This window comes from Xanthomonas sp. GPE 39, from assembly GCF_000963005.1.
Taxonomy (GTDB): Bacteria; Pseudomonadota; Gammaproteobacteria; order Xanthomonadales; family Xanthomonadaceae; genus Xanthomonas_A.
The window spans coordinates 2,139,411-2,161,041 of record NZ_JZHZ01000007.1 but is presented as its reverse complement, the minus strand read 5'-3'; the positions used below and the strand labels follow the sequence as shown (position 1 = coordinate 2,161,041).

At 63.5% G+C, this 21,631-nt stretch carries 19 protein-coding genes; 4 read left to right on the top strand and 15 right to left on the bottom strand.

From position 1 onward, the window contains the following. Positions 1-95 precede the first annotated feature (95 nt). Positions 96-389 (top strand): hypothetical protein, encoded by a 294-nt coding sequence (locus XALGPE39_RS15650; RefSeq protein WP_152624864.1) that lies wholly within the window; start codon positions 96-98, stop codon positions 387-389. Positions 390-437: 48 nt separating this feature from the next. On the opposite strand, the gene bamA is transcribed toward XALGPE39_RS15650, so the two are convergent. The 15 genes from bamA to XALGPE39_RS09045 all read right to left on the bottom strand — a co-directional run bounded on the left by bamA (position 438) and on the right by XALGPE39_RS09045 (position 16,935). Continuing rightward, on the bottom strand, positions 438-2,843 hold the full coding sequence (gene bamA, locus XALGPE39_RS09115; RefSeq protein ID WP_045727913.1) for an outer membrane protein assembly factor BamA: 2,406 nt from the start codon (positions 2,841-2,843) through the stop codon (positions 438-440). An 83-nt stretch (positions 2,844-2,926) separates the two neighbouring features. After that, positions 2,927-4,285: an RIP metalloprotease RseP gene (gene rseP, locus XALGPE39_RS09110; RefSeq protein WP_045727912.1), complete on the bottom strand. Its 1,359-nt coding sequence runs from the start codon at positions 4,283-4,285 to the stop codon at positions 2,927-2,929. 26 nt (positions 4,286-4,311) lie between these two features. Then, entirely contained in the window at positions 4,312-5,499 is a 1,188-nt protein-coding gene (dxr, locus tag XALGPE39_RS09105) for a 1-deoxy-D-xylulose-5-phosphate reductoisomerase (protein ID WP_045727911.1), read from the bottom strand. Between the two features lies 1 nt (position 5,500). Then, positions 5,501-6,325 carry a phosphatidate cytidylyltransferase gene (locus XALGPE39_RS09100; protein ID WP_045727910.1) on the bottom strand — a complete coding sequence of 275 codons (825 nt, stop codon included), beginning with the start codon at positions 6,323-6,325 and terminating at the stop codon, positions 5,501-5,503. Then, the gene (gene uppS, locus XALGPE39_RS09095) at positions 6,322-7,062 is read right to left on the bottom strand and encodes a polyprenyl diphosphate synthase (RefSeq protein ID WP_045727909.1); all 741 of its coding nucleotides are present in this window, start codon (positions 7,060-7,062) and stop codon (positions 6,322-6,324) included. Before uppS ends, XALGPE39_RS09100 begins: the two co-directional genes overlap by 4 nt. 39 nt (positions 7,063-7,101) lie before the next feature. After that, the gene (gene frr, locus XALGPE39_RS09090) at positions 7,102-7,659 is read right to left on the bottom strand and encodes a ribosome recycling factor (RefSeq protein WP_045727908.1); all 558 of its coding nucleotides are present in this window, start codon (positions 7,657-7,659) and stop codon (positions 7,102-7,104) included. 183 nt (positions 7,660-7,842) lie between these two features. Further along, on the bottom strand, positions 7,843-8,565 hold the full coding sequence (pyrH, locus tag XALGPE39_RS09085; protein WP_045727907.1) for a UMP kinase: 723 nt from the start codon (positions 8,563-8,565) through the stop codon (positions 7,843-7,845). A gap of 511 nt (positions 8,566-9,076) precedes the next feature. After that, entirely contained in the window at positions 9,077-9,955 is an 879-nt protein-coding gene (gene tsf / locus XALGPE39_RS09080; RefSeq protein WP_045727906.1) for a translation elongation factor Ts, read from the bottom strand. A gap of 148 nt (positions 9,956-10,103) precedes the next feature. Then, positions 10,104-10,901 carry a 30S ribosomal protein S2 gene (rpsB, locus tag XALGPE39_RS09075; protein ID WP_045727905.1) on the bottom strand — a complete coding sequence of 266 codons (798 nt, stop codon included), beginning with the start codon at positions 10,899-10,901 and terminating at the stop codon, positions 10,104-10,106. Between the two features lie 284 nt (positions 10,902-11,185). Further along, positions 11,186-11,857: a fimbria/pilus periplasmic chaperone gene (locus XALGPE39_RS09070; protein WP_045729088.1), complete on the bottom strand. Its 672-nt coding sequence runs from the start codon at positions 11,855-11,857 to the stop codon at positions 11,186-11,188. A 47-nt stretch (positions 11,858-11,904) separates the two neighbouring features. Beyond that, complete coding sequence (locus tag XALGPE39_RS16590; RefSeq protein ID WP_255352346.1) at positions 11,905-12,030, bottom strand: hypothetical protein; 126 nt, start codon at positions 12,028-12,030, stop codon at positions 11,905-11,907. Between the two features lie 287 nt (positions 12,031-12,317). After that, positions 12,318-13,346, bottom strand: a complete 1,029-nt coding sequence (locus tag XALGPE39_RS09060) for a spore coat U domain-containing protein (RefSeq protein ID WP_045727903.1) — start codon at positions 13,344-13,346, stop codon at positions 12,318-12,320. Then, positions 13,343-15,709 (bottom strand): fimbria/pilus outer membrane usher protein, encoded by a 2,367-nt coding sequence (locus tag XALGPE39_RS09055; RefSeq protein ID WP_161795335.1) that lies wholly within the window; start codon positions 15,707-15,709, stop codon positions 13,343-13,345. The genes XALGPE39_RS09060 and XALGPE39_RS09055 overlap by 4 nt, the downstream gene beginning before the upstream one ends. Further along, positions 15,663-16,403: a molecular chaperone gene (locus XALGPE39_RS09050; RefSeq protein ID WP_052690053.1), complete on the bottom strand. Its 741-nt coding sequence runs from the start codon at positions 16,401-16,403 to the stop codon at positions 15,663-15,665. The genes XALGPE39_RS09055 and XALGPE39_RS09050 overlap by 47 nt, the downstream gene beginning before the upstream one ends. Before the next feature lie 28 nt (positions 16,404-16,431). Further along, entirely contained in the window at positions 16,432-16,935 is a 504-nt protein-coding gene (locus XALGPE39_RS09045) for a spore coat U domain-containing protein (protein WP_045727901.1), read from the bottom strand. Positions 16,936-17,163: 228 nt separating this feature from the next. Between XALGPE39_RS09045 and map the strand changes: the two genes are divergently transcribed. The 3 genes from map to dapD are packed head-to-tail and all read left to right on the top strand — an operon-like array spanning position 17,164 to position 21,556. Then, a complete protein-coding gene (gene map / locus XALGPE39_RS09040) occupies positions 17,164-17,940 on the top strand; it encodes a type I methionyl aminopeptidase (protein ID WP_045727900.1) in 777 nt (258 codons plus the stop codon). A 29-nt stretch (positions 17,941-17,969) separates the two neighbouring features. Further along, positions 17,970-20,576, top strand: a complete 2,607-nt coding sequence (locus tag XALGPE39_RS09035; RefSeq protein ID WP_045729086.1) for a [protein-PII] uridylyltransferase — start codon at positions 17,970-17,972, stop codon at positions 20,574-20,576. Beyond that, entirely contained in the window at positions 20,576-21,556 is a 981-nt protein-coding gene (dapD, locus tag XALGPE39_RS09030; protein WP_045727899.1) for a 2,3,4,5-tetrahydropyridine-2,6-dicarboxylate N-succinyltransferase, read from the top strand. The genes XALGPE39_RS09035 and dapD overlap by 1 nt, the downstream gene beginning before the upstream one ends. Positions 21,557-21,631: the final 75 nt, after the last annotated feature.

Below are 21,631 nucleotides of genomic sequence, written 5' to 3'. Positions count from 1 at the left end.
AGGTGCGTCAGGTTTGCCTTAGTCTAAGGTCCAGATTTTATATCTCTGGAACTTTAATATGCTAGTAATTCCTTCCCAACTCTGGAGTTAAGCGTATGGGTATGAAAATCTTGAATGCGGCTATGGCTTTGGGTGGTATGTTTGCAGTTTTTTCTGTTAACGCGACGACTCGGGCTGAATGCTATAACTATTATAGTAATTGTCTTGCACACCCAGTCACTACGATAGAAGGTTGTGAGATAAATTTGCAATGGTGCCTAGATAGTGCTGTTGGATATGTTCCGGAGAAAATGGAATATCTCAATGATCGTGGTATTAAGCGCGCCATGTCTAATTATGATCAGGAAAGCAGGCAAGTCGCATCGATTGATGGCTTGTCTTTGAGGTAAGAGCATTCGCAGGTAAGGTAGAAGCCTACCTTACCTGCTCGGTTGTACTTAGAACTGTCCGCCGAAAGTAAACTGCAGACGCTCGATTTCGTCGTTGTCTTCCCTTTTCAGCGGGATCGCATAGCTGATCGAGATCGGGCCGACCGGGGCGCGCCACAACAAGGCCACACCGGCGGAGGCGCGCAACGCGTTGGCCTTGAAGTTGTCCACGCCGTTGAACACGTTGCCGACGTCGACGAAGGCGGAGATGCGCGCCGATGGGCTGTCGAACAGCTTCGGGAAATACATTTCCGCCGAACCCACGGTCTTGAACGAGCCGCCCAGTGGTTGGCCGCGCCGGTACGCCGTGGTCATCTCCGAGCGCGGGCCGAGAGTGTTGTCCTGGAAGCCGCGCACCGAGTTGGTGCCGCCGGCATAGAAGTTCTCGTAGAACGGCAGGCCCGAGGCGGTGACGTGGCGGATCAGGTTGGTGCCGTTGCACGGCTGTGGCGTATAGGTGGTGCCCTGCACGCTGCCGCAGATGTCGCGCGAGACATCGTTGCCATAGCTGTCGCCGTAGCCGAACTCGGCGCGGGTGTTGAGCACCAGCGCTGGAATGATCGGCCAATACTTGGAGATTTGATAGTTCAGTTTCCAGTATTCGACGGTGGAGCCGGGCAAGGTGGTTTCCAGGCCGATGCGCTGGTACATGCCACGGGTTGGCATAAAGTACTCATCGCGGGTGTCGCGTGCCCAGCCCAGTTCGGTACGCCACGCGTGGAAGGTGTGCGTCCCGATCGCGTCCATGTAGTCGACGATGGCCTGCGGCGTGAAACCGGGGTAGGCGGTGATCTGGTTGCTGTCCACGCCGAACATCAGCGACACGGTATCGGTTTCGGTGATCGGAATACCGAAGATCGTCTGCGCCGCGCCGTTGGTGCTGTTGTACTGTGCGGTGCCGAAGTTGGAGTAATCCAGCTTGCGCCAGGACAGGTTGTAGCCCAGCGACACACCGTCGTCGGTAAAGAACGGGTTGGTGTAGGAGAACGCGTAGCGCTGCTGGTAGCTGCTGCGCGAGGCGTCCACCGCGACGCGGTTGCCGCCGCCGAGGAAGTTGTTCTGCGACAGTTGCACCGAGGTGGTCACGCCGTAGGTCTGCGAATAGCCCACGCCGAAGGTGAAGCTGCCGGAGGTGGTTTCCTTGACGTTGTAGACCACGTCGACCTGATCGTTGCTCCCCGGCACCGGCGGCGTTTCCACGTTGACCGATTCGAAGTAACCCAGTCGTTGCAGGCGGATCTTGGAGCGGTCGATCGCCGCCTGCGAATACCAGGTGTCCTCGAACTGGCGCATTTCGCGGCGCATGATTTCGTCGGAGGTGCGTGTGTTGCCACGGAACACGATGCGGCGCACCAACACGCGCGGACCCGGCACCACTTGCAGGTTGATCGCCACGGTGCGCTTTTCGCGGTCGACGGTCGGGATCGGGGTGGCCTTGGCGAAGGCGTAACCGATGTTGCTCAGGGTGTTGGTGATGGCGTCGGAGCTGTATTCCAGCAGCGCGCGCGAGAAGGTATCGCCGGCCTTGGGGATCACCAGCTTCTCGATCTGTTCCTGCGGCAGGACGGTGTCGCCGGTGACCTTGATGTCGGAGATCTTGTACTGCTCGCCTTCGCTGATGCCGGCGGTCAGGTACATGTCGCGCTTGTTCGGGCTGATCGCGACCTGGGTGGAGTCGACGTTGAAGTCCACGTAGCCGCGGTCCAGGTACCAGGAGTTAAGTTTTTCCAGGTCGCCGGACAGCTTTTCCTTGGAGTACTGGTCGTCGCGGCGGTACCAGGATAGCCAGTTATGTTCGTGAGACTCCCAGTTTTCCAGGATGTCCTTGTTGGCGAATTTCTCGGTGCCGATCAGGTTGACGTGACGGATCTTGGCCGCTTTGCCTTCCTTGATCGCGATTGCCACATCCACGCGGTTGCGGTCCAGCGGACTCACCGTCGGGGTGATCTGGACGTTGTACTTGCCGCGGTTGTTGTACTGGCGGGTGAGTTCCTGAGTGACGCGATCCAGACTCAGCCGGTCGAAGGTGCCGCCCTCGCTCAGGCCGATGTCGGAGAGTCCCTTCAGCAGCTCCTCGCTCTTGATGTCCTTGTTGCCGGTGACGGTCAGCTTATTGATCGCCGGACGCTCCTTGACCGTGACCACCAGGATGTTGCCCTGACGATCAACGCGCACGTCCTCGAAAAAGCCGGTGTGGTACAGCGCACGGATCGCCTCGGCGACCTTCGCCTCGTTGACCGTGTCGCCACGCTCCACCGGCAGATAGGTGAAGACGGTACCGGCGGAGATGCGTTGCAGCCCGTCGACGCGGATGTCGCTGGCGGTGAAGGGCTCCGCGACCTGGGCCAGGGCCGGCAGGCTGAGGCTGGCGGCGAGTGCGAGGGCTAGCAGGCGGCGATTGGGAAAGCGCGTCATATCACGTCCGGTAGAGGTCGATAGCGTTGTTGCATGGGCGCCGGCGCAAGACGACAGCGGGTCGAGTGGAATCGGCAATCGGGTCATCGCATTACCTGGCCGAAGAGGTCGTTGTAGAACGCCAACCCCATCAACCCTGCCAGCAACGCCAGGCCCACGAATTGCCCCGCCGCCATGGCGCGCTCGCTCAGCGGGCTGCCCTTGACCAACTCGATAAGGTAATACAGCAAGTGCCCGCCGTCCAAGATGGGGATCGGCAGCAGGTTCATGATCGCCAGGCTCAGCGACAGCAATGCTAGGAAATTCAGGAACCAGTCCGGGCCCTGCTGGGCGGAAATATTGGCTGCCTTGGCGATGCTGATCGGGCCGGATACGTTGCGCAGCGATGCCTCGCCGGTGAGCATGCGGCGCAGCAGCCCGAGGGTATCGCCGGCCATCCGGCCAGTTTCGCGCAAGGCCACAGGGATGGCCTGCAACGGCCCGTAGCGCGAAATGGCGTCGAAGGCGGGCCGGGGCTGTTGGCCGATCGCGATCCCCAATTTCCATGCCGTCGCACCGCTGTGCGCAACCGGCTTGAGGTGCACTTGCAGGGCCATGCGCTCGCCGTCGCGTTCCACCTCGATCAGGCCGTTGCCGCCGTTGCGGCCCAGCGCCTGCACCTGCGGTGCGACCTGCTCGGCACTGATGATCGGGCTGCCGTCCACCGCCAGCACACGGTCGCCCGGGCGCAGTACACCGTCGGCTGCCGAGCCTGGCGTGACCATGGCGATCACCGCCGGTTGCAGGGTAAAGCGCCAGCTCAGCCCGGCCAGGCTGGGGACCTGTTGCTCGTCGAAACCTTCGGGCAACTGCGATAGCGCCAGAATGTGGACGCGGCTTACCCCATGCTGAGTGTCCTCGGTTTCCACCCGAACATCTTTGTGGTCCATGGCGGCGATGGTCAGTTGCATGCTGGCCTCGCTCCAACTGGATACGTCGCGCTCGCCGATCCGGACGATGCGCTCGCCAGGCTGGAATCCGGCCTGCAGCGCAAGCCCGTCGGTGCGTCCGATGATCGGTGCGTAGTCCTGTTTGCCGATCACGAACATTGCCCACAGCAGCGCCACGCATAGCAGTAGGTTGGCGATGGGCCCGGCGGCGACGATGGCGATGCGTTGCCACACCGACTTGTTGTTGAAGGCCAGTGCCTGCTCGGCAGGTGCCACCTCGCCCTCGCGTTCGTCGAGCATCTTGACGTAGCCACCCAGCGGAATCGCGGCGATGACGAATTCGGTGCCGTGGCGGTCGTGGCGTGACCACAGCGGCTTGCCGAAGCCTACCGAAAAACGCAGCACCTTGACCCCGCAGCGGCGGGCGACCCAAAAGTGGCCGAACTCATGGAAAGTGACCAGCACGCCCAGGCTGACCAGCATCCACCAGACGGAGCCGAAGAAGTTACCCATGCGCGTGGCTCATGGCAGCGTGCGGATCAAGCATGGGAGTGATGGTGGGCAATGGCGAGTTCGGTGATCTTGCGCGATTGCGCGTCTGCTGCCAGTAAAGCGTCCAGGGAATCGGCCGCAACCGCAGGCAGCTCGGTCAGGGCGTTCTCGACCAGCGCAGGAATCGATAGGAAACCGATACGGCCCTGAAGAAACGCTGAAACCGCGACTTCGTTGGCCGCATTCAGGATCGCCGGTGCGCTGCCCCCAGCCTGCATTGCATGCCAAGCTAGACGCAGGCAGGGAAATGCCTCCATGTCCGGTGCCTCGAAGTCCAGGCGGCCATGCGCCAGGAGGTCCAGTCCGCCGACGCCTGAGGCGATCCGCTCCGGCCACCCCAGGCCTACCGCCAGGCTGGTGCGCATGTCCGGCAGCCCCATTTGCGCCAAGGTGGAGCCGTCGATGAACTCGACCAGCGAGTGGACCAGACTCTGCGGGTGCACCAGGACCTCGATGCACGAAGGCGCCAGCGCGAACAGGTGGTGCGCTTCGATGACCTCCAGGCCTTTGTTCATCAGTGTCGCCGAATCGACCGAGATCTTCGGCCCCATCGACCACTTCGGGTGTGCCACCGCCTGCGCTGGTGTCACTTTCTCCAGGCGGGCGCGGTCCCAGCCACGGAACGGGCCACCGGAAGCGGTCAGCAGCACCCGTCGCACCTCGCTGCCGGTCTGGCGCGAACGTAAGCACTGAAAGATGGCGTTGTGTTCGCTGTCGATCGGGATGATTTCGGCACCGGCTGCGGTTGCCGTGGCGGTGACCAGTTCTCCGGCCAGCACCAGGGCTTCCTTGTTGGCCAGCAGCAGGCGCTTGCCGGCGCGGGCCGCGGCCAGGGTCGAGGCCAGGCCGGCGGCACCGACGATGGCGGCGAGCACGCTGTCGCAGGCGTCGCTGGCGACCAATTGATCCAGAGCCATGGCACCGGTGTGCGCCTCCGTCTGCAAACCGGCCCTCGCCACGCCATCGCGCAGCGCGGGGTACAGGGCTGGGTCGGCGATGACCGCATGCGCTGGACGGTGTGCCGCACACAGCGCCAGCAGCCCTTCCACGTCACGGCCAGCAGCCAGTACATTGACGCGCAGGCGCTGCGGGTGGCGCGCGATCACGTCCAGGGCGGAGCCCCCGATCGAGCCTGTGGCGCCGAGTACGGCGATGGTACGGACCGCCTCGCTCATGTCAGAACCCGAAGATGTCCTTGCCCAGCGCGAAAATCGGCAACGCCGCCAGCACGCCGTCGATACGGTCGAGCACGCCGCCGTGACCAGGGATGACATGGCCCGAGTCCTTGGCCCCGACGTGACGCTTGAGCAGACTTTCGAACAGGTCACCGACCACCGAGGCCAGGATGCTGACTGCCGCCACGATCAGCAGGCCGGGCAGGTGTGGCAGGGTGATTCCGGCGAGCCAGCCGAACCCCACGGCCACCGCCAGGCCGGCCAGCAACCCGCCGACCAGACCTTCCACGGTCTTGTTGGGGCTGATCCGCGGCGCCAGCTTGTGCTTGCCGAATCGGCGGCCGGCGAAATAGGCGCCCGAGTCGGCAGCCCAGATGGTGGCCAGGGCGGTCAGTAGCCAGAGGTGGCCGTTCAGTTGGCTGGCGTGGATCAGGCCCAGTGCCGACCAGGCTGGGACGATCGCCAGGGTGCCGGCAGCCAGCTTGAATACTCGCGCGTAGGTCGAGTGATCGGAACCGAAGTGGAAGTAGCGCAGCCACAGCAAGGCCAGGCACCACCAGCCGATGCCGATGAGGGTGGTCAGTTGGAACAGCACCAGCGACCCGGCCGAGGCCCACACCAGCAATACCATCAGCAGCAGGTTGAGCATCAGCAGGATGGTGCGCGGCAGGGTGTCGTCGATCTCTGCCAGCTTCAGCCATTCCCACAGGCCGATCAGGAAGATCAGCGCAGTCAGCGCGGCCAGCCACTGGGTCGGCAGCAAGACGATGGCGCAGATGGCCAGTGGCGCCATGATTAGCGCGGCGATGACGCGGGTACGGGTCATGCGGGAACCTTCTCCGCTGTTGCGTCGGCAACCTGCGCGCTGGTGAGGCCGAAGCGCCGCTCCCGCCGTGCGTAGTCATCCAGAGCGTGTTGCAGCACCTGCGCGTCGAACTCCGGCCAGAGGGTTTCGGTGAACCACAGTTCTGTATAGGCCATCTGCCATAGCAGGAAATTGCTGATGCGCAGGTCGCCGCCGGTGCGAATGAACAGGTCCGGCGGCGGCAGATCGGCCAGCGCCAGCCGTGCCGAGAGCGCGTTTTCGTCGATCTGCTCCGGCCGCAGGCGTCCGCTGGCGACGTCTTCGGCCAGCGTGCGCGCGGCCTGGGCGATGTCCTGGCGGCCACCGTAGCTGGCGGCGATTGACAGGTGCAGTGCCTGATTGTCGCGGGTCCGCGCTTCGGCTTGGCTCATCCGCTCGCACAGCGATGGCGCAAAGCGCGCGCGGTCGCCGATGAAGCGCACGCGCACACCACGCCGCTGCAACTCATCGACCTCGCGATCGAGCGCGTGCAGAAACAATTTCATCAGTGCGTCCACTTCGTCCTGCGGGCGCCCCCAGTTCTCGTTGGAGAAGGCGAAGAGCGTGAGCGCGGCGATGCCGCGTTCCAGGCAGAAGTCGATGGTGCGGTTGACCGCGCGGGCGCCGGCACGGTGGCCGATCACGCGCGGCCGACGGCGGCGCTGCGCCCAGCGACCGTTTCCATCCATGATGATGGCGAGATGGCGGGGCAGGGACATGGATGCAGAGTCGGAGGTCATGGCCGTAACGGCGCAGACTTAGACTGCCATCAGTTCCTGTTCCTTGCTCTTGACCACCTCATCCACGTCCTTGATCGCCTTGTCGGTCAGTTTTTGGATGTCTTCTTCGCTGCCGCGCGCTTCGTCCTCGGTGACCTTCTTGTCCTTGAGCAGATCCTTGATGTGCTGGTTGGCATCGCGGCGGATGTTGCGAATCGCGACCTTGGTGTCTTCGCCTTCGCCGTGCACGACCTTGGACAGTTCGCGTCTGCGCTCTTCGGTCAGGGCGGGCAGGTTGAGGCGGATGGTGGTGCCGGCGGTATTCGGGGTCAGGCCCAGGTCCGAGGCCAGGATGGCCTTCTCCACTGCGCTGACCATCTGCTTTTCCCATGGGGTAATGGTCAGCGAGCGCGCGTCGGCGACGGCGACACTGGCGACTTGGCTCAACGGCATCTCCGACCCGTAATAGTTGACTTTCAGGTGTTCCACCAGGGCGGTCGAGGCGCGTCCGGTACGCACTTTGATGAGCGTATGGCGCAGCGCGTCGATGCTTTTCGCCATGCGAGTCTGTGCGTCTTGTTTGATGTCGTTGAGCATCGCCGATGTCCGTGCTGAATCTGAATCAAACGATTATAGCCGGGAACCGGCTAGGGTCGGCACTCCGGACGTGTGGATCACGCGCATTGCGCGTTGCAGCATCGGCTTGAGGTGCTCTGACGCGGTCACGCCAGCATGAGGTCAATGCTGGTCTGCGGCGCGCGTTCTGCCTCGTGGCGTCGCTCAGCTCCGGCCTTGCACCAGTGTCCCGATTTCCGCGCCACGCAGGATCTTCAGCAGTTCGCCGGGTTGGCTCATATTGAAAATGCGCAGGGGGAGGTCGCTGTCGCGGGCCAGAGCGAATGCGGCGGTGTCCATCACCTCAAGGTTGCGGGCGATGACTTCGTCGTAGGTCAGGCTGTCGAAGCGCACTGCATCGGCGTGTTTCTTCGGGTCTTTGTCGTACACGCCGTCGACCTTGGTTGCCTTGAGCAGCAGGTCGGCGCCGATCTCGATTGCGCGCAGCGCCGCGCCGGAGTCGGTAGTGAAGAAGGGGTTGCCGGTGCCGGCAGCAAAGATCGCGATGCGGCCCTTTTCCAGATGGCGGATCGCGCGGCGACGGATGAAGTCCTCGCACACGTCGTTGATCTTGATCGCGCTCATCACGCGCACTTTGGCGCCGAGTTTCTCCAGCGCATCCTGCATCGCCAGCGCGTTGATGACGGTGGCGAGCATGCCCATGTGGTCGCCAGTGACCCGGTCCATGCCACCAGCGGCCAGGCCGGCGCCGCGAAAGATGTTGCCACCGCCGATGACCAGCGCCACTTCCGCGCCGGCCTGCTGCGCTTCGATCACTTCACGCGCGAGGCGGTCGATGATCTTGGGGTCGATGCCATAGTCGCTTTCGCCCATCAGTGCCTCGCCGGAAAGTTTCAATAGGATGCGGCGATAGGCGAGCTGAGACATGGCGACCTCGTTGGGTGATGACGAGAAAACCAGCGAATTCTATCCGATGCGCATGAGCACGTCTGCGCCGCCACCTCGGCTCAATCGAGGTGATCGTGCAACGAGTGCGTTAAACGGATTGCAGATGCGGTGTTTGGGGGAGATAAGTGGCACGGTTGGTGCTGGCGTGGACGTTGTCGATTTTATCGACAACGCTGGGGTCGATGCAGGTGAGCGATAGTGGTCAGTGGTGTCGTTTGGCTGACGCGACGTTGTATGGATTGCGCTGCGCATCGGTGTGCGCCTGCGGCTGGTGATCGCATCGGCCGCTGTCAATTGGGCAATGTGCGCATCGAAGATTGGGTTAGCCGCCAGTGGCGGGATGGTGTGTCGCGTCGTGGTCGGTGCGGTTGCGTAGATGCAAATGCAAACGATGGCAACGCTGTGCCTGGATTCATCGATTCATCCAGGATGCGAGCAGTAAAAAAAAGCCGCGACGATGCGCGGCTTTTTCTTCCCGGATTTCGGGCGATCAGGCCAGGCCGGCCTGCTTCATCACTTCGGCAGCGTAGTCTTCCACCACCTTCTCGATCCCTTCGCCCACGGCCAGGCGCTGGAAGCCGACGACGTCGGCGCCGGCTGCCTTCACGGCTTGCTCCACGGTCTGCTCGGTGTTCAGCACGTAGGGCTGACCGTATAGCGTGACTTCGTTGACGATCTTGGCGATCTTGCCGCTGATGATCTTCTCGAGGATGTCCGCCGGCTTGGCCTTGTCCTTCTCGGACATCTTGGCCAGTTCGATTTCTTTTTCCTTCGCCACGAACTCGGCCGGGACGTCGGATGCCTTCACATGCGGTGGGTTCATCGCCGCCACGTGCATGGCGATGCCGCGCGCCAGTTCGATGTCGCCGCCCTTGACCTCTACCAGGACGCCGATACGGCCGCCGTGCACGTAGGCCGCGACGTGGTTGGTGCTGTCGATGCGTGCCAGACGACGGACTTGCACGTTCTCACCGACTTTGGCAATGACGGCGGCGCGGGCTTCCTCGACGGTTTCGCCGCTGGCCAGCTTGGCGCTCTTCAGCGCTTCGGCGTCGGCTGCGTTGGAGTGCAGCGCGGCCTGAGCCACGGCGTCGGAGAAGCTCAGGAAGTTATTGTCCTTGGCCACGAAGTCGGTTTCGGAGTTGATTTCGACCAACACCGCCTTGCCGTCGGCCTGGGCCACGGCGATGCGGCCTTCCGCCGCGACGCGGTCGGCTTTCTTGTCGGCCTTGGCCAAGCCGGATTTGCGCAGCCACTCGGCGGCGTTGTCGATGTTGCCGGCGTTCTCGGTGAGCGCCTTCTTGCACTCCATCATGCCGGCGCCGGTGCGCTCGCGCAGTTCCTTGACCAGGGAAGCAGTGATTTCCACGGGATGACCTCACGAAAGGTGGGAAAGGGCCGGCTTGTGGCCGGCCAGTAATTCTGGGGAGCGGGCGCTCGTCACGCCTGCGATCCCGGACGCGCGGTGCGCGCCGGGGAGTGGCTGCGCATGATCGCGCAGCCACATGGCGTGCCGGTTACTCGGCAGCGGCAGCGGTTTCTTCGGTCTTCTTGCCGTTCTTGCGCGGGCCACGGCCTTTGTCGTCGCCGGCTTCGGTGAACTCTTCCTCGCGCACGCTGGCGGCATGCGGCGCGGCGGCCTTGCCTTCCAGCACAGCGTCGGCGGCGGCGCGTGCGTAGAGCTGCACGGCGCGGATGGCGTCGTCGTTGCCGGGGATGGCGTAGTCCACCAGTTCCGGGTTGTAGTTGGTGTCGACCACCGCGATGACCGGAATGCCGAGCTTCTTGGCTTCCTTGATGGCGATGTCTTCATGGCCGATGTCGATGACGAACAGCGCGTCGGGCAAGCGGTTCATTTCCTTGATGCCGCCCAGCGAGGCTTCCAGCTTGTCGCGCTCGCGGCGCAGGGTCAGCACTTCGTGCTTGACCAGCTTGTCGAAGGTGCCGTCGGTCTCTGCCGCTTCCAGTTCCTTCAGGCGTCCAACCGATTGCTTGACGGTGCGGAAGTTGGTCAGGGTACCGCCCAGCCAGCGCTGGGTCATGAACGGCTGGCCGCAACGCTCGGCTTCTTCCTTCACCGCATCGCGGGCGCTGCGCTTGGTGCCCAGGAACAGGATGGTGCCGCGCTTCTGCGCGATGCTGGAGATGAAGTTCATCGCATCGTTGAACAGCGGAACCGTCTTTTCCAGGTTGATGATGTGGATCTTGCCGCGTGCGCCGAAGATGTACTGCGCCATCTTGGGGTGCCAGTAACGGCACTGATGGCCGAAGTGGACGCCGGCTTCCAGCATCTGACGCATGGTGACTTGGGGCATGACAGTAACTCCTGATAGGGAATCGGCCATGCGCGGGCATGTAGTGGGTGAAGCACGCGCAGGAACGTGCTGGCCTTGGAGGCATGCACGACGATTCCGGGGTTGGGCCTCCCTGTTGCCTCCGTGGCCGAACTCCTTGCGGAGCACCCCGGCACGGGCAATGACGACAGGTGTGAATTCGCCGGTGCGTCCGGCGTGGACGGTTCACGACCCTCGAATCGACGGGACGTAGCGGCGGAACTATACCCTGTGGCGACCGACAGCACAAATGCGCGGCGGGCGGGTCATTCGGCGGGGAGCGCCTGTAGTTGTGATGCGTCGTCCAGACGGGCGGCGAAATGACCGCCCTGGGCTGCGGCCACAGCGGCTGGCAGCGGCCAGCGTTTCTGCTCCCCGGCGAGGACGTAGCCTGACAGGTTTGCATACAAGGTCAGCTGATGGCCATCGGCACCGATGAAGCTCAGGTCGCTGAGCTTGGCGTGGACGCGACCACGGTTACGGATCATTAGCTCCGGCCCGCGCGCGCCGGGGACCAGGCTGGCGCTGAGCTGGGGCGTGGCGGTGCTGTCCTGCGCACTCACGAAAATCGGAGTGGAATAGCGCAGGAGCGTGTGTGAGGGTTCTGCCGCAGACGCTGTGGTGTCGCGTTCTTCCAGTACCAGGCGATAGGCGGTCTCGGTCGCGCTGCTCGTGGTTGTGGTGCGGATCACCCGCAGCAATTGCTTGCCCTGTGCGGGAATGTTGATCCACTGCGGGCTTGTCTGGATCGCGTCGGTGTCCTGCAACTGGTCCGCCCCGTCGGTTTGCACCCAACGATAGACTTGGACCTGGGCCTGCCAGGGATGATCCTGGGTATTGGTCAGCCAGATCTCGGTGGCCATCGTGTCCTGCGTCATCTGCACGAGTGTCGGGCTGATACGCACGCCCGCGCTGGCCGTTCCTGCCAGCACAAGCATTAGGGTGGCAAGCCAGCGGCTCGCCAGTGTGGCGCGGTAGCTGGCCACTAGAACGCGACCGTCGCGTAAGTTGCCTTGTTGCGTGGCAAGGTGGCGGTGGTGGGTAGGCTCAAGGCCAGCGCAACGTCGTTACTCGTCGCCGAGCGGCCATCGATGTTCGCTTGATAGGGCAAGGGGTGGCTGCAGGCGACCACCGGCGTTGTGCCGGATTGGCCATTACCGTCGGCGTTTATTTCACAATTGTGCAGAATTCGGATACCAATCCGGAGTGCGGTGCTACTCGTTTGTTGTGCCGCCAGATCGCCACAGACCAGGCAAAGACTCGCGATTAGTAAGGATCTCAGCAAGGTTGGCGCTATCATGGGGCTAGGATTCCGGGCACGGCAAGGCAGGGGGGACAATGCAGATAACGGCGTTTGCCAGTCCAACTTGATCGGGGGGATATACCCCTGTTCAGGACTCAGTAGGTCACGGTGACGGTGACCAGATCGCTGTAGTTGCCAGAGCTTGGAGTCTGCCCGCCAGGAACCTGGCCGTACAGTGTCAGCGATTGCATATTGCCGGTGCCTGTGCCGGTTTGCGTGTCGCTGTTCAGGGTGTTGCCCCAGCGTTGCGTGCGGGCAGCGTCGCGGTAGAGTTCGTAGGTCAGGTACTGGCCGTTGGTGCTGTTGTACATGCGACGGACAGTTCCACTGGCGTTCTGGCCGTTGTCCAGGCTCACCTGCCAGGCGGTGCGATAACGGCAGGTCATGTTGAGGGTTGTCGTGTAGTTCAACGCGCTGTCCATCAGCCCCGATTGGCTGCCGAAATCCAGGTCCGCGATACTGCCGATGGCGCATGTCGATGGAACCGTGATGGATGCAACGAATGGGAACTGCACCGAACTGCCGCCTCCAACACCACCGCTGGTGCAGGAAGATGGCATAAACCCGGGATTGCCGATCAGTGGCTCGGTGTAGCGATACTGCAGGTTGGTGTACAGGCCGCTGAAATTGTTCTGGTAGTACCCGGTAGCGAGCCCAGTCTGCAGCGGTACGCGTCCGTAAACGGTGAAGGTGGCGGTGGAGCTGCCGCCCAGCAGGAGCGAGGAATACGTCAGGTCCACTTGCAGCGGGGTGGAGCCATTCAGGGCGTTGCCCCAGATCAGCGTGCGCGCGCTATCCTGATAGAGTTGAAAATTGAGGCTGTCGTTGAGCGGGTTGAGCATGCGTCGTGTCGCGATGCCCAGGCCGCCACCTTGGGTGCCTTCGTCGATGTTCAGGCACATGCGCACGTAAATCGTGCCCAGGATGCTGATTGCCCCGGTCTGGCAGGTGACGACGATTTGCGCGGTCGCGTCGGTCGTCGTGGTATCGGAGATGCTGCCGAAGTTCAGGTTCGACGCCTGCGCGCTGCACACGGTGGTGGCGTCGGCGCGTTCGGGCGTCAGCGCCGCGATCCCCAACAGGCCGATGCCCATAACCAGTGTGTGTGCTTCGCGCAGTGTCATGGGGTGCTTCCCGCGCTGCAGCGCAGCGGTTCCAGGTGGGTCGGTCGATGCTGCGGGGTATAGGTGATGCGGACCTTGCACTGGTGGTCGGTGCTGGTCTCCACTTCCAGATCGTTGGGGCCGTGCTTGAGGCCTTCCAGATAGGCTTCGCCGTCGTAGCCCACCATCGTGTCGATGCCCGGGCCGTGGACCCGGCTGCCGACCGGTAGTGGCGTACCGTTGCTATCTTCCAATCGCACCAGAACGCCGTCGCTGTCGCGGATCGGGAATTTCACGACCACGCCGGCGCGGTCGCGCGGAACCACGATCTGGTCGATCTTCTCCGGGTGTGCCTGCGCTGGCAAACGCATCGGGTCGATCGACAGTTGGTTGTGTTGCCAGGCCAGCAACGGTGTCACCAGGAGGAAGCCGCGCGCGTCGGTGCTGCCGATCGGGCGGTTTTCCAGCATCACCGGTACCCCGGCGACGCCGTCGGTGGAGACCAACGCGAAGGCTTGATCGAGATCGCGGCGCGGGAACCATCCGCCGCCGATCCAGGCCAGGCCGCCGGATGCCTCGGCATAGGTATAGATCTGGTTGTTGTTGCTGGCGATACCGCCGGCATAGCGTGCGCTGTCGCCGCGCAAGTTTGCTTCGGCCAGACCGCCGCTGTCCTGGCCGCTGCGCGCCTGTAGCCGCCAGCCGAGGTTATCGGTTGCCGCCGAATGGCTCAGGTCGGCAGTCGCGCTCATGCGCTCGCGGGCCTGTTGCAGTGCCACTGAGGCCTGACGGCTGTCTTCCAATGCGATCGTCCAGCCCAGGTAGACGCTGCGATCGCGGCTCTGGTCCAGATTCTGATTGACACTGAGCGTCAGCGACGACCGTTGTCCCAGGACCTTGCTCCAGAACAGGCTGCCATAGCGCGCTTGGCTGCTGCCGGGATAGGCCAGGCGCACATAACTGAGCGAGACGTTGCCGAGCGGAATCCATGAGGTGCCGAGCAGGGCGCGGTCGCTGATCCGCGCCGGTGGCGCGCCGTACTCCGCGGCGACGTCGCGGTAGCCACGCTGCGCGCGCTGCGTGTCCACCCCCACATTGAAATGCCCGTTGTTCCAGTGGTAGCTGAGCGTGTACTGGAGGCCGTCGCTGGTGGCGTCGCTGCCGTGCGCCAGAGAGGCGGCGACCACGCCGGTCCACGGCAGCAGCCAGATGACTCCCGCACCCGCGTTGCGCACCCCGGCGCCGGCCTCGGCGTGAGTTTCGGCGGTGAGATGCGGGTTGAGGCCACGCCGCCAACTGGCGCTGCCGACCGTGTCGCTGGCGTAGGCGAAATTGCTGCTGCCGTAGCCTTGGCGAACGCGGCCCAATGCCACCGACCAGTCGTTCAGGCCGGTGGCGAGCAGTTGCTGCGTGGCGTAGAACGGGAAGGAGATCGAGCGGGTCTGGCCGTAGGCGTCGGTGATGACGACCTGCGCATTGCCGGCACCATCCACGCCAGGTGCGGCCGATAGCTGGAACCGACCGGCCGGCAATTGCGCGCCGTATTGACGGATGCCGTTGACGTACAGGTCCATGCTCGATGGCACGGTGACCTCGCCGAGGAATTCCGGCAGCGGTGAGGTCACGCGGTATGGCTGCAGGCCGAAGTCGCTGCCGACCCGTAGCCCTCCCAGGCGCAGGGTGCGGCTCCAGTTGGTGCTGCTGCCCAGGGTGTCGCCCACCACCACGCTGGTCATGCGATCTGGGAGCGACCATTGCCATTGCGTGTCCAGGCGGATTGCTTGGCTGCGCCAGTCTTGCAGGGGGTCGTGGGTCAGCCGGCCGACGAACGATTGCCGCAACAGACCACCGCCGAGCACGCCATTGCCCAGCCCAAATGCGCGTATTTCGCCACTGGCGGTGAGATTGCTGGTATCGCCTTGGTGGCTGGCGTACAGGTCGTAATTGAGCAGCGCACCGGGGGAGCTGGTCGTCGGTAGCGCCGGTGTGTTGCCTTGCGCATCGATGTGGGTCACTGGCGCGTCGAGCAAGGCTACCGGCGCGTCGATGTTCAACTGTTGCAGAGCGGCATCGTAGCGGAAGCGCACCCCTTCCAGATCGTTCAAGGACAGTGTCGCCGCGTTGTCGCTGGCGTCCACGCGCAAGCCGAGTTGGCGCAGGGTGGCGGGGCTGGTACGCAATTGCGTGCCATCGCGTTGGAATTGGAACAGGCCAGGTTTGCGGGTCTGGTTCACGGTGACCTCCAGATACAGCGTCTCCTGCGCGGGTGCGGGATTGCTGGGCTGGGCCATGGCGACGTCGATGATGGCGGCGCAGGCCAACAGTGCCAGCAGTAACTCAAGGAGCCGCTGCATCCAATGGAAGCGACTGAGCAAGGGGTGCACCGTTGATCTTGGCTTGGAACGTGCCTTTCGCATGTGCGAGCGTGCTGGTTAGCGGCCAGCGTCTGCGCTGGCCCGGCAGGATGTAACCGGCCAGTCCATTGCTGATTGGGAGATGGCGGCCATCGCTGGTCACGAAATCAAGGTCTACCACTTGCGCGTGGCCGTTGCCTTGGTTGACCACTTCCAGTGACTGGGTCGCGCCATCGCGGACCAAGCGCGCATGCAACACGGGCGTGACCTTGCCGCTCGGGGTGACGAAGATCGGCAGCGAATAGCGCAAGATGAATTGCAGGCCGCTGTTGCTGTTGGTTGCTCCATCCTTCGTCGGTAATTCGTCCACCAGGATGCGATACGTTTGCTCGTTGCCGCTGGGCGCATCATCCAGGCGGATGATGCGCACCAGTTGCCGCGAATGCGGCGCCAGTTCGAGCATTGGCGGGCTGATCGCGATTTTGTCGCTGGGGTCGAGTACGTCTTCGCCATTGTGCTGATGCCAGCGGAATACCCGCACCTGCGCATGCAGCGGCACATCGCCGCTGTTGCTGAGCCAGATGCCTTGAGCGCTGTCCGTGGCGCTCAGCGTCACCGACGTCGGAGCGACCTGCAAGCTGGAGGCTGTGCAGGCGGCAGCCACCGCCAGCCACAGTAAACCGATGGCTGTCAGGCGCAGCATGTCATGCGATCGCGAAAACATGCAGGCAGGTACTCCGATGAGTTTGGTGTTACCAAGTCACGGTGGCGGTGACGATGTCGCTGTACGAATCGGCAGGATAGTTCGCGCTGGCGACTTGGCCGTAGACAGTGACGGGCTGCACGTTGCCGTTGCCGGTGCCGGCTTGGGTATCCAGGCCGATGGTCGATCCCCAGTTCTGGGTCATTGCCGAGTCGCGATACAGCGAGTAGGGCACCCGTGAGGTGTTGCTGCTAGTGGCGCTGCCCATGGTGCGCGTGAGCACCGTCGCAGCGGTGCCGGTGCCGGCATTGAGCGAGATGTTGTAAGGGGTGCCGGTGGTGCAGCGCACGTTCAACGTGCCGGTGCTGGTGATCGAGGTCTGGGTCGAGTTGACGGTGCCGAAGTTGACATCGGTTGGGGCGGTCTGGATGTTGCACGCGCTGGCGATCTGGATCTTCACGTTGAAGGTGCGCGAATCGGTCTGGGCCGATGCCAGGCCGGAGGTGGCGGTGAACAGCACAGCGATGGCGATGGCGCGTTGAAGGGTTTGCATGGCACTGCTCTATTGGTGAAATGACGGATGACCGCCGGTGCCATTTGTGATGCAAAACGTGCGCCATTACGTGTATTTTTAGATATTTATCGCGGTCTGAATTTTGATGTAAGCCGCTTTTTATTCTATTTATGTTTGTGATGGCGTGCGACCTGCCATGCGGGTGCCGAAAAACCGCCGGACTCGCGTTGTCCGTTCAGGAAGCGTCGGATGAGCGATAATGGGGGCATGACAGTCAATCTGAAATCTCCCCAGGACATCGAGAAGATGCGCGTCGCCGGCCGCCTGGCTGCCGAGGTGCTCGACCTAATCGGCCCGTATGTCAAGCCGGGCGTGACCACCGCCGAGCTGGATCGGCTCTGCCACGACCACATCGTCAACGTGCAGCAGGCGGTGCCGGCCAATGTCGGCTACCGTGGCTACCCGAAGACCGTGTGCAGCTCGGTCAACAACGTGATCTGCCACGGCATTCCCAGCGACAGCAAGGTCCTGAAGGACGGGGACATCGTCAATATCGACGTGACCGTGATCAAGGACGGTTGGCACGGCGACACCAGCCGCATGTACTACGCCGGCACCCCGTCGGTGATGGCCCGGCGCCTGGTCGAGACAACCTACGAGGCAATGTGGCGCGGCATCCGCGCGGTGAAACCGGGCGCCACGCTGGGCGACGTCGGCCATGCGATCCAGCAATACGTGGAAAGCCAGCGTTTCAGTGTGGTGCGCGAATACTGCGGCCACGGTATCGGCAAGGTCTACCACGATGAGCCGCAAGTGTTGCACTACGGCCGCCCCGGCGAGGGGCTGGTGCTGAAACCGGGCATGACCTTTACCATCGAGCCGATGATCAACGAGGGCTCGCGCCATACCCGGGTGCTGCCGGACGGCTGGACCGTGGTGACCAAGGACCGCAAGCTCTCGGCGCAGTGGGAGCACATGATCGCGGTCACCGAGGATGGGGTGGATGTGCTCACCTTGTCGCCAGGCGGCCTCGGCGCGCCGTGAGCCTGTTGTCGGTCGGTGCCGATGCCGGCATGCCGGGTGCCGATGTGGACGATGCGGCGTGGGCGCTCGCGATCCGGCAATTGCTGGCGCAGGCCGATGCCCGGCTGAGCAAGCGCTTCGACCAGGGCGAGGAAATCGACCGCCTGTTGGCGTTGCGCGCGCGCGCGCTCGACCACGTCATCCGTGATGCCTGGCGGCGTTGTGTGCCGCCGGAGGCAGGTTTGGCGTTGTTCGCGGTCGGCGGTTACGGTCGCGGCGAACTGTTCCCGCGTTCGGACATCGACCTGTTGGTGTTCGGCGAATGTGCGTGCCATGGGGTCCACGAACAGGCACTGGCGCGGCTGTTTCCATTGCTTTGGGATGCCGGTGTGCCGGTCAGCCATGCGGTGCGCTCGGCCGCGCAATGCACGGCGGCCTGCGCCGACCAGACCGTGCTGACCGCGCTGATCGAAGCCCGTCCCTTGCTCGCCGATGCCGCCGCGACGGCGGCGTTGGCCGCCGCGATCGCGCCGCCGCACCGCTGGCCGCCGCGTGCGTTCTTCCAGGCCAAGCGCGAAGAATTACAGGCCCGCCATCAGCGTTTCGGTGACACCGCCGACAATCTGGAACCGGATATCAAAGACGGCCCCGGTGGGTTGCGCGATCTGCACACCCTGGGTTGGATGGCGCTGCGTGCCTTCGGTGTGCGCGATCTTGAACCGCTGGTCGGGCTGGGCCATGTCGGTAGCGACGAGGCTGCGGCCTTGCGTCGCGAACGCTGCGAATTGTCGCGGCTGCGCTATGGCCTGCATCTGCAGGCCAACCGACCGGAAGAGCGCTTGCGCTTCGATTATCAGAAGGCCTTGGCGCAGCGAATGGGCTTCTCCGACGATCCCGAGAGCCTGGGAGTGGAGAAGATGATGCAGCGCTTCTATCGCAGTGCGGCGATCGTGCGCCGGATCAGCGACAGATTGCTGCAGCGCTTTGAAGAACAGTTCGATGGCGAAACGCAGCCGCAGCCGCTCGGCGGTGGATTCTCGCTGCGGCGTGGTTATCTCGCCGCCGATGCCGAGAGCTGGCCGCAGGCCGATCCGGTGCAGGTGTTTGCGTTGTTCGCAACCTGGGCCGCGCATGGCGAGATACGTGGCCTGCATTCGCTGACCGCGCGTGCCCTGGCGGAGGCATTGGCGTCGCTGCCGTCCTATGACAGCGCCAGCACGCTGGCGCGCGAGCGCTTCATGGCGCTGCTGCGCGGTCCACGTGCGGTACAGACGCTGACCAGAATGGCGCGCTTGGGTGTGCTCGGGCAGTGGATCCCAGCGTTCGCGCAGGTGTCCGGACGCATGCAGTTCGATCTGTTCCATGTCTACACGGTCGATCAGCACACGCTGATGGTGTTGAAGAACATCGAGACGTTTGCCAGTACGCGCGCCGACGAGCGCTTTTCGATCGCACGCGAAGTCTGGCCGCGGTTGCGCAAGCCGGAATTGCTGTTGTTGGCGGGTCTGTTCCACGATATCGCCAAGGGACGTGGTGGCGATCACTCCGAACTGGGGGCGGTGGATGCGCGTGCGTTCTGCGCCTGTCACGGCCTCATTGCTGTCGACACCGAGCTGGTCGCCTGGTTGGTGCAGCAGCATCTGCACATGTCGGTGACCGCACAAAAGCAGGACATCACCGACGTGGAGGTGATTCATCGCTTCGCCACGCTGGTGGGCGACCGCGAGCGCCTGGATTATCTGTATCTGCTGACCTGTGCCGACATCGCCGGCACCAGTCCCAAATTATGGAATGCGTGGAAGGACCGACTGCTGGTAGACCTGTATTTCGCCGCGCGTCGCGCGTTGCGCGAAGGTCTGGAGCATCCGCTGCCCGTGGCGGAACGGCTGCAGGAAGCACGCGATGCCACGCGTGCGCTGATGCACTTCCAGGGGCACGACGATGCCATCATCTCGCGTCAGTTCTCCGGAATGCCGGACGAGAGTTTCCTGCGCTTTCGTCCCGAGCAACTGGCGTGGCAGGCCACTTCGCTGATGGAGGTGGAATTGGGTGGCACTTTGGTGAGGGTGCGTCCGGTCACGCCCGATGATGCTGCGCTGGAAGTGTTCGTCTATTCGCCCGATCGCGACGGCTTGTTCGCCGGAATCGTGATGACCCTGGGCCGGCTTGGCTATGGCATCCACCGCGCACGCGCGCTCGACGCACCGCACGGGGCGATCTTCGACACCTTCGAGGTGGTGCCGGGCGATACGTTTGCCACGAGCGACACGGTGCAACTGGAAGCGGCGCTGCGCGAAGCGCTGGCCGGCGACCTGGCGCGTTTGCGTCCGGCGCGGCGTGCGGTGCCGCGGCAACTGCGGTATTTCCGTTTTCCACCGCGCATCGAGTTTCCCGACAGCCTGGACGAGCGCCTGACCCGTCTGAGCCTGGTCGCACCGGACCGTCCAGGCTTGCTGGCGGATGTGACCTTGGTGCTGCGCTGCCAGCGCTTGCGCGTGCATGACGCGCGCATCGCCACCTTCGGCGAGCGCGCCGAGGACATGTTCCACATTACCGACGAGTACAACTTACCGTTGACCGACGCATCCCGCCAGGCGCTGCATGCCGCGTTGCAGGCATGCCTGGACCCCGATACCCCGCCTGGAGAAGTTCATTGATGGCTACCAAGAAGCCTGCCGCGAAGAAGAAGTCCGTTGCCACAGCTAAGCCGGCCAAGCGTGCCACTGCCGCCAAGCGTACTGCGCCCAGGTCGGTGCCGAAGTCCGCATCCAGCATTGCGCAGGTCAAGCCCGCTGCCACGCCCAGTGTCGACGAACTGAAGTTCATGATCGACAGCGCCTTCGAGCGCCGCGCCATGTTGACTCTGGACGAGATCGAGGGTTCGACCCGGCCTGTGGTCAATCGTGTCATTGATGGCCTGGAAACAGGCGAATTCCGTGTTTCCGAACCGGATGGACACGGCGGCTGGAAACTCAACGAGTGGCTGAAGAAAGCCGTGCTGCTGTATTTCCGGGTCAATGAGATGGCGGTCATCGAGGCGCAGCCGGCACCGTTCTGGGACAAGGTGGAATCGCGTTTCGCCGGTTACCACGAAGCCGAATTCCGCAAGGCCGGGGTGCGTGTGGTGCCGGGTGCGGTTGCGCGACGCGGCAGTTACTTCGGCAAGGACGTGGTGCTGATGCCGAGTTTCACCAACATCGGCGCGCACGTGGGCGAGGGCACCATGGTCGATACCTGGGCGACGGTCGGTTCCTGCGCGCAGATCGGCAAACACTGCCATTTGTCCGGCGGTGCCGGCATTGGCGGTGTGCTGGAGCCGTTGCAGGCCAGTCCGACCATCATCGAGGATCACTGCTTCATCGGTGCGCGCTCGGAAGTGGTGGAGGGCGTGGTGGTCGGCCACCACAGCGTGATCGGCATGGGCGTGTTCATTGGTCAGAGTACGCGGATCTACAACCGCGCCACCGGCGAGATTTCCTATGGCTACGTCCCGCCTTACAGCGTGGTGGTGTCTGGCCAGTTGCCGGCCAAGGACGGTTCGCACTCGCTGTACTGTGCGGTGATCGTCAAGCAGGTCGATGCCAAGACCCGGAGCAAGACCAGCGTCAACGAACTGCTGCGCGGCCTGGCCGACTGACACGTTGTGTTCGCCGATGGCGCGTCGCAGTGAATGCGTGTGGCGCAGTATGCGACCCCATCGCGGCGCGTTTGT

Excerpts from the sequence above, each read along its gene's own strand:
- pyrH (WP_045727907.1), bottom strand. The coding sequence starts at position 8,565 with ATGTCTCAGCTCGCCTATCGCCGCATCCTATTGAAACTTTCCGGCGAG.
- XALGPE39_RS09045 (WP_045727901.1), bottom strand. The coding sequence starts at position 16,935 with ATGCAAACCCTTCAACGCGCCATCGCCATCGCTGTGCTGTTCACCGCC.
- frr (WP_045727908.1), bottom strand. The coding sequence starts at position 7,659 with ATGCTCAACGACATCAAACAAGACGCACAGACTCGCATGGCGAAAAGC.
- dapD (WP_045727899.1), top strand. The coding sequence starts at position 20,576 with ATGGCTACCAAGAAGCCTGCCGCGAAGAAGAAGTCCGTTGCCACAGCT.
- XALGPE39_RS15650 (WP_152624864.1), top strand. The coding sequence starts at position 96 with ATGGGTATGAAAATCTTGAATGCGGCTATGGCTTTGGGTGGTATGTTT.
- rseP (WP_045727912.1), bottom strand. The coding sequence starts at position 4,285 with ATGGGTAACTTCTTCGGCTCCGTCTGGTGGATGCTGGTCAGCCTGGGC.
- map (WP_045727900.1), top strand. The coding sequence starts at position 17,164 with ATGACAGTCAATCTGAAATCTCCCCAGGACATCGAGAAGATGCGCGTC.
- XALGPE39_RS09100 (WP_045727910.1), bottom strand. The coding sequence starts at position 6,325 with ATGACCCGTACCCGCGTCATCGCCGCGCTAATCATGGCGCCACTGGCC.
- XALGPE39_RS09060 (WP_045727903.1), bottom strand. The coding sequence starts at position 13,346 with ATGACACTGCGCGAAGCACACACACTGGTTATGGGCATCGGCCTGTTG.
- XALGPE39_RS09035 (WP_045729086.1), top strand. The coding sequence starts at position 17,970 with ATGCCGGGTGCCGATGTGGACGATGCGGCGTGGGCGCTCGCGATCCGG.
- bamA (WP_045727913.1), bottom strand. The coding sequence starts at position 2,843 with ATGACGCGCTTTCCCAATCGCCGCCTGCTAGCCCTCGCACTCGCCGCC.
- dxr (WP_045727911.1), bottom strand. The coding sequence starts at position 5,499 with ATGAGCGAGGCGGTCCGTACCATCGCCGTACTCGGCGCCACAGGCTCG.
- uppS (WP_045727909.1), bottom strand. The coding sequence starts at position 7,062 with ATGTCCCTGCCCCGCCATCTCGCCATCATCATGGATGGAAACGGTCGC.
- XALGPE39_RS09050 (WP_052690053.1), bottom strand. The coding sequence starts at position 16,403 with ATGTTTTCGCGATCGCATGACATGCTGCGCCTGACAGCCATCGGTTTA.
- XALGPE39_RS09070 (WP_045729088.1), bottom strand. The coding sequence starts at position 11,857 with ATGCTTGTGCTGGCAGGAACGGCCAGCGCGGGCGTGCGTATCAGCCCG.
- rpsB (WP_045727905.1), bottom strand. The coding sequence starts at position 10,901 with ATGCCCCAAGTCACCATGCGTCAGATGCTGGAAGCCGGCGTCCACTTC.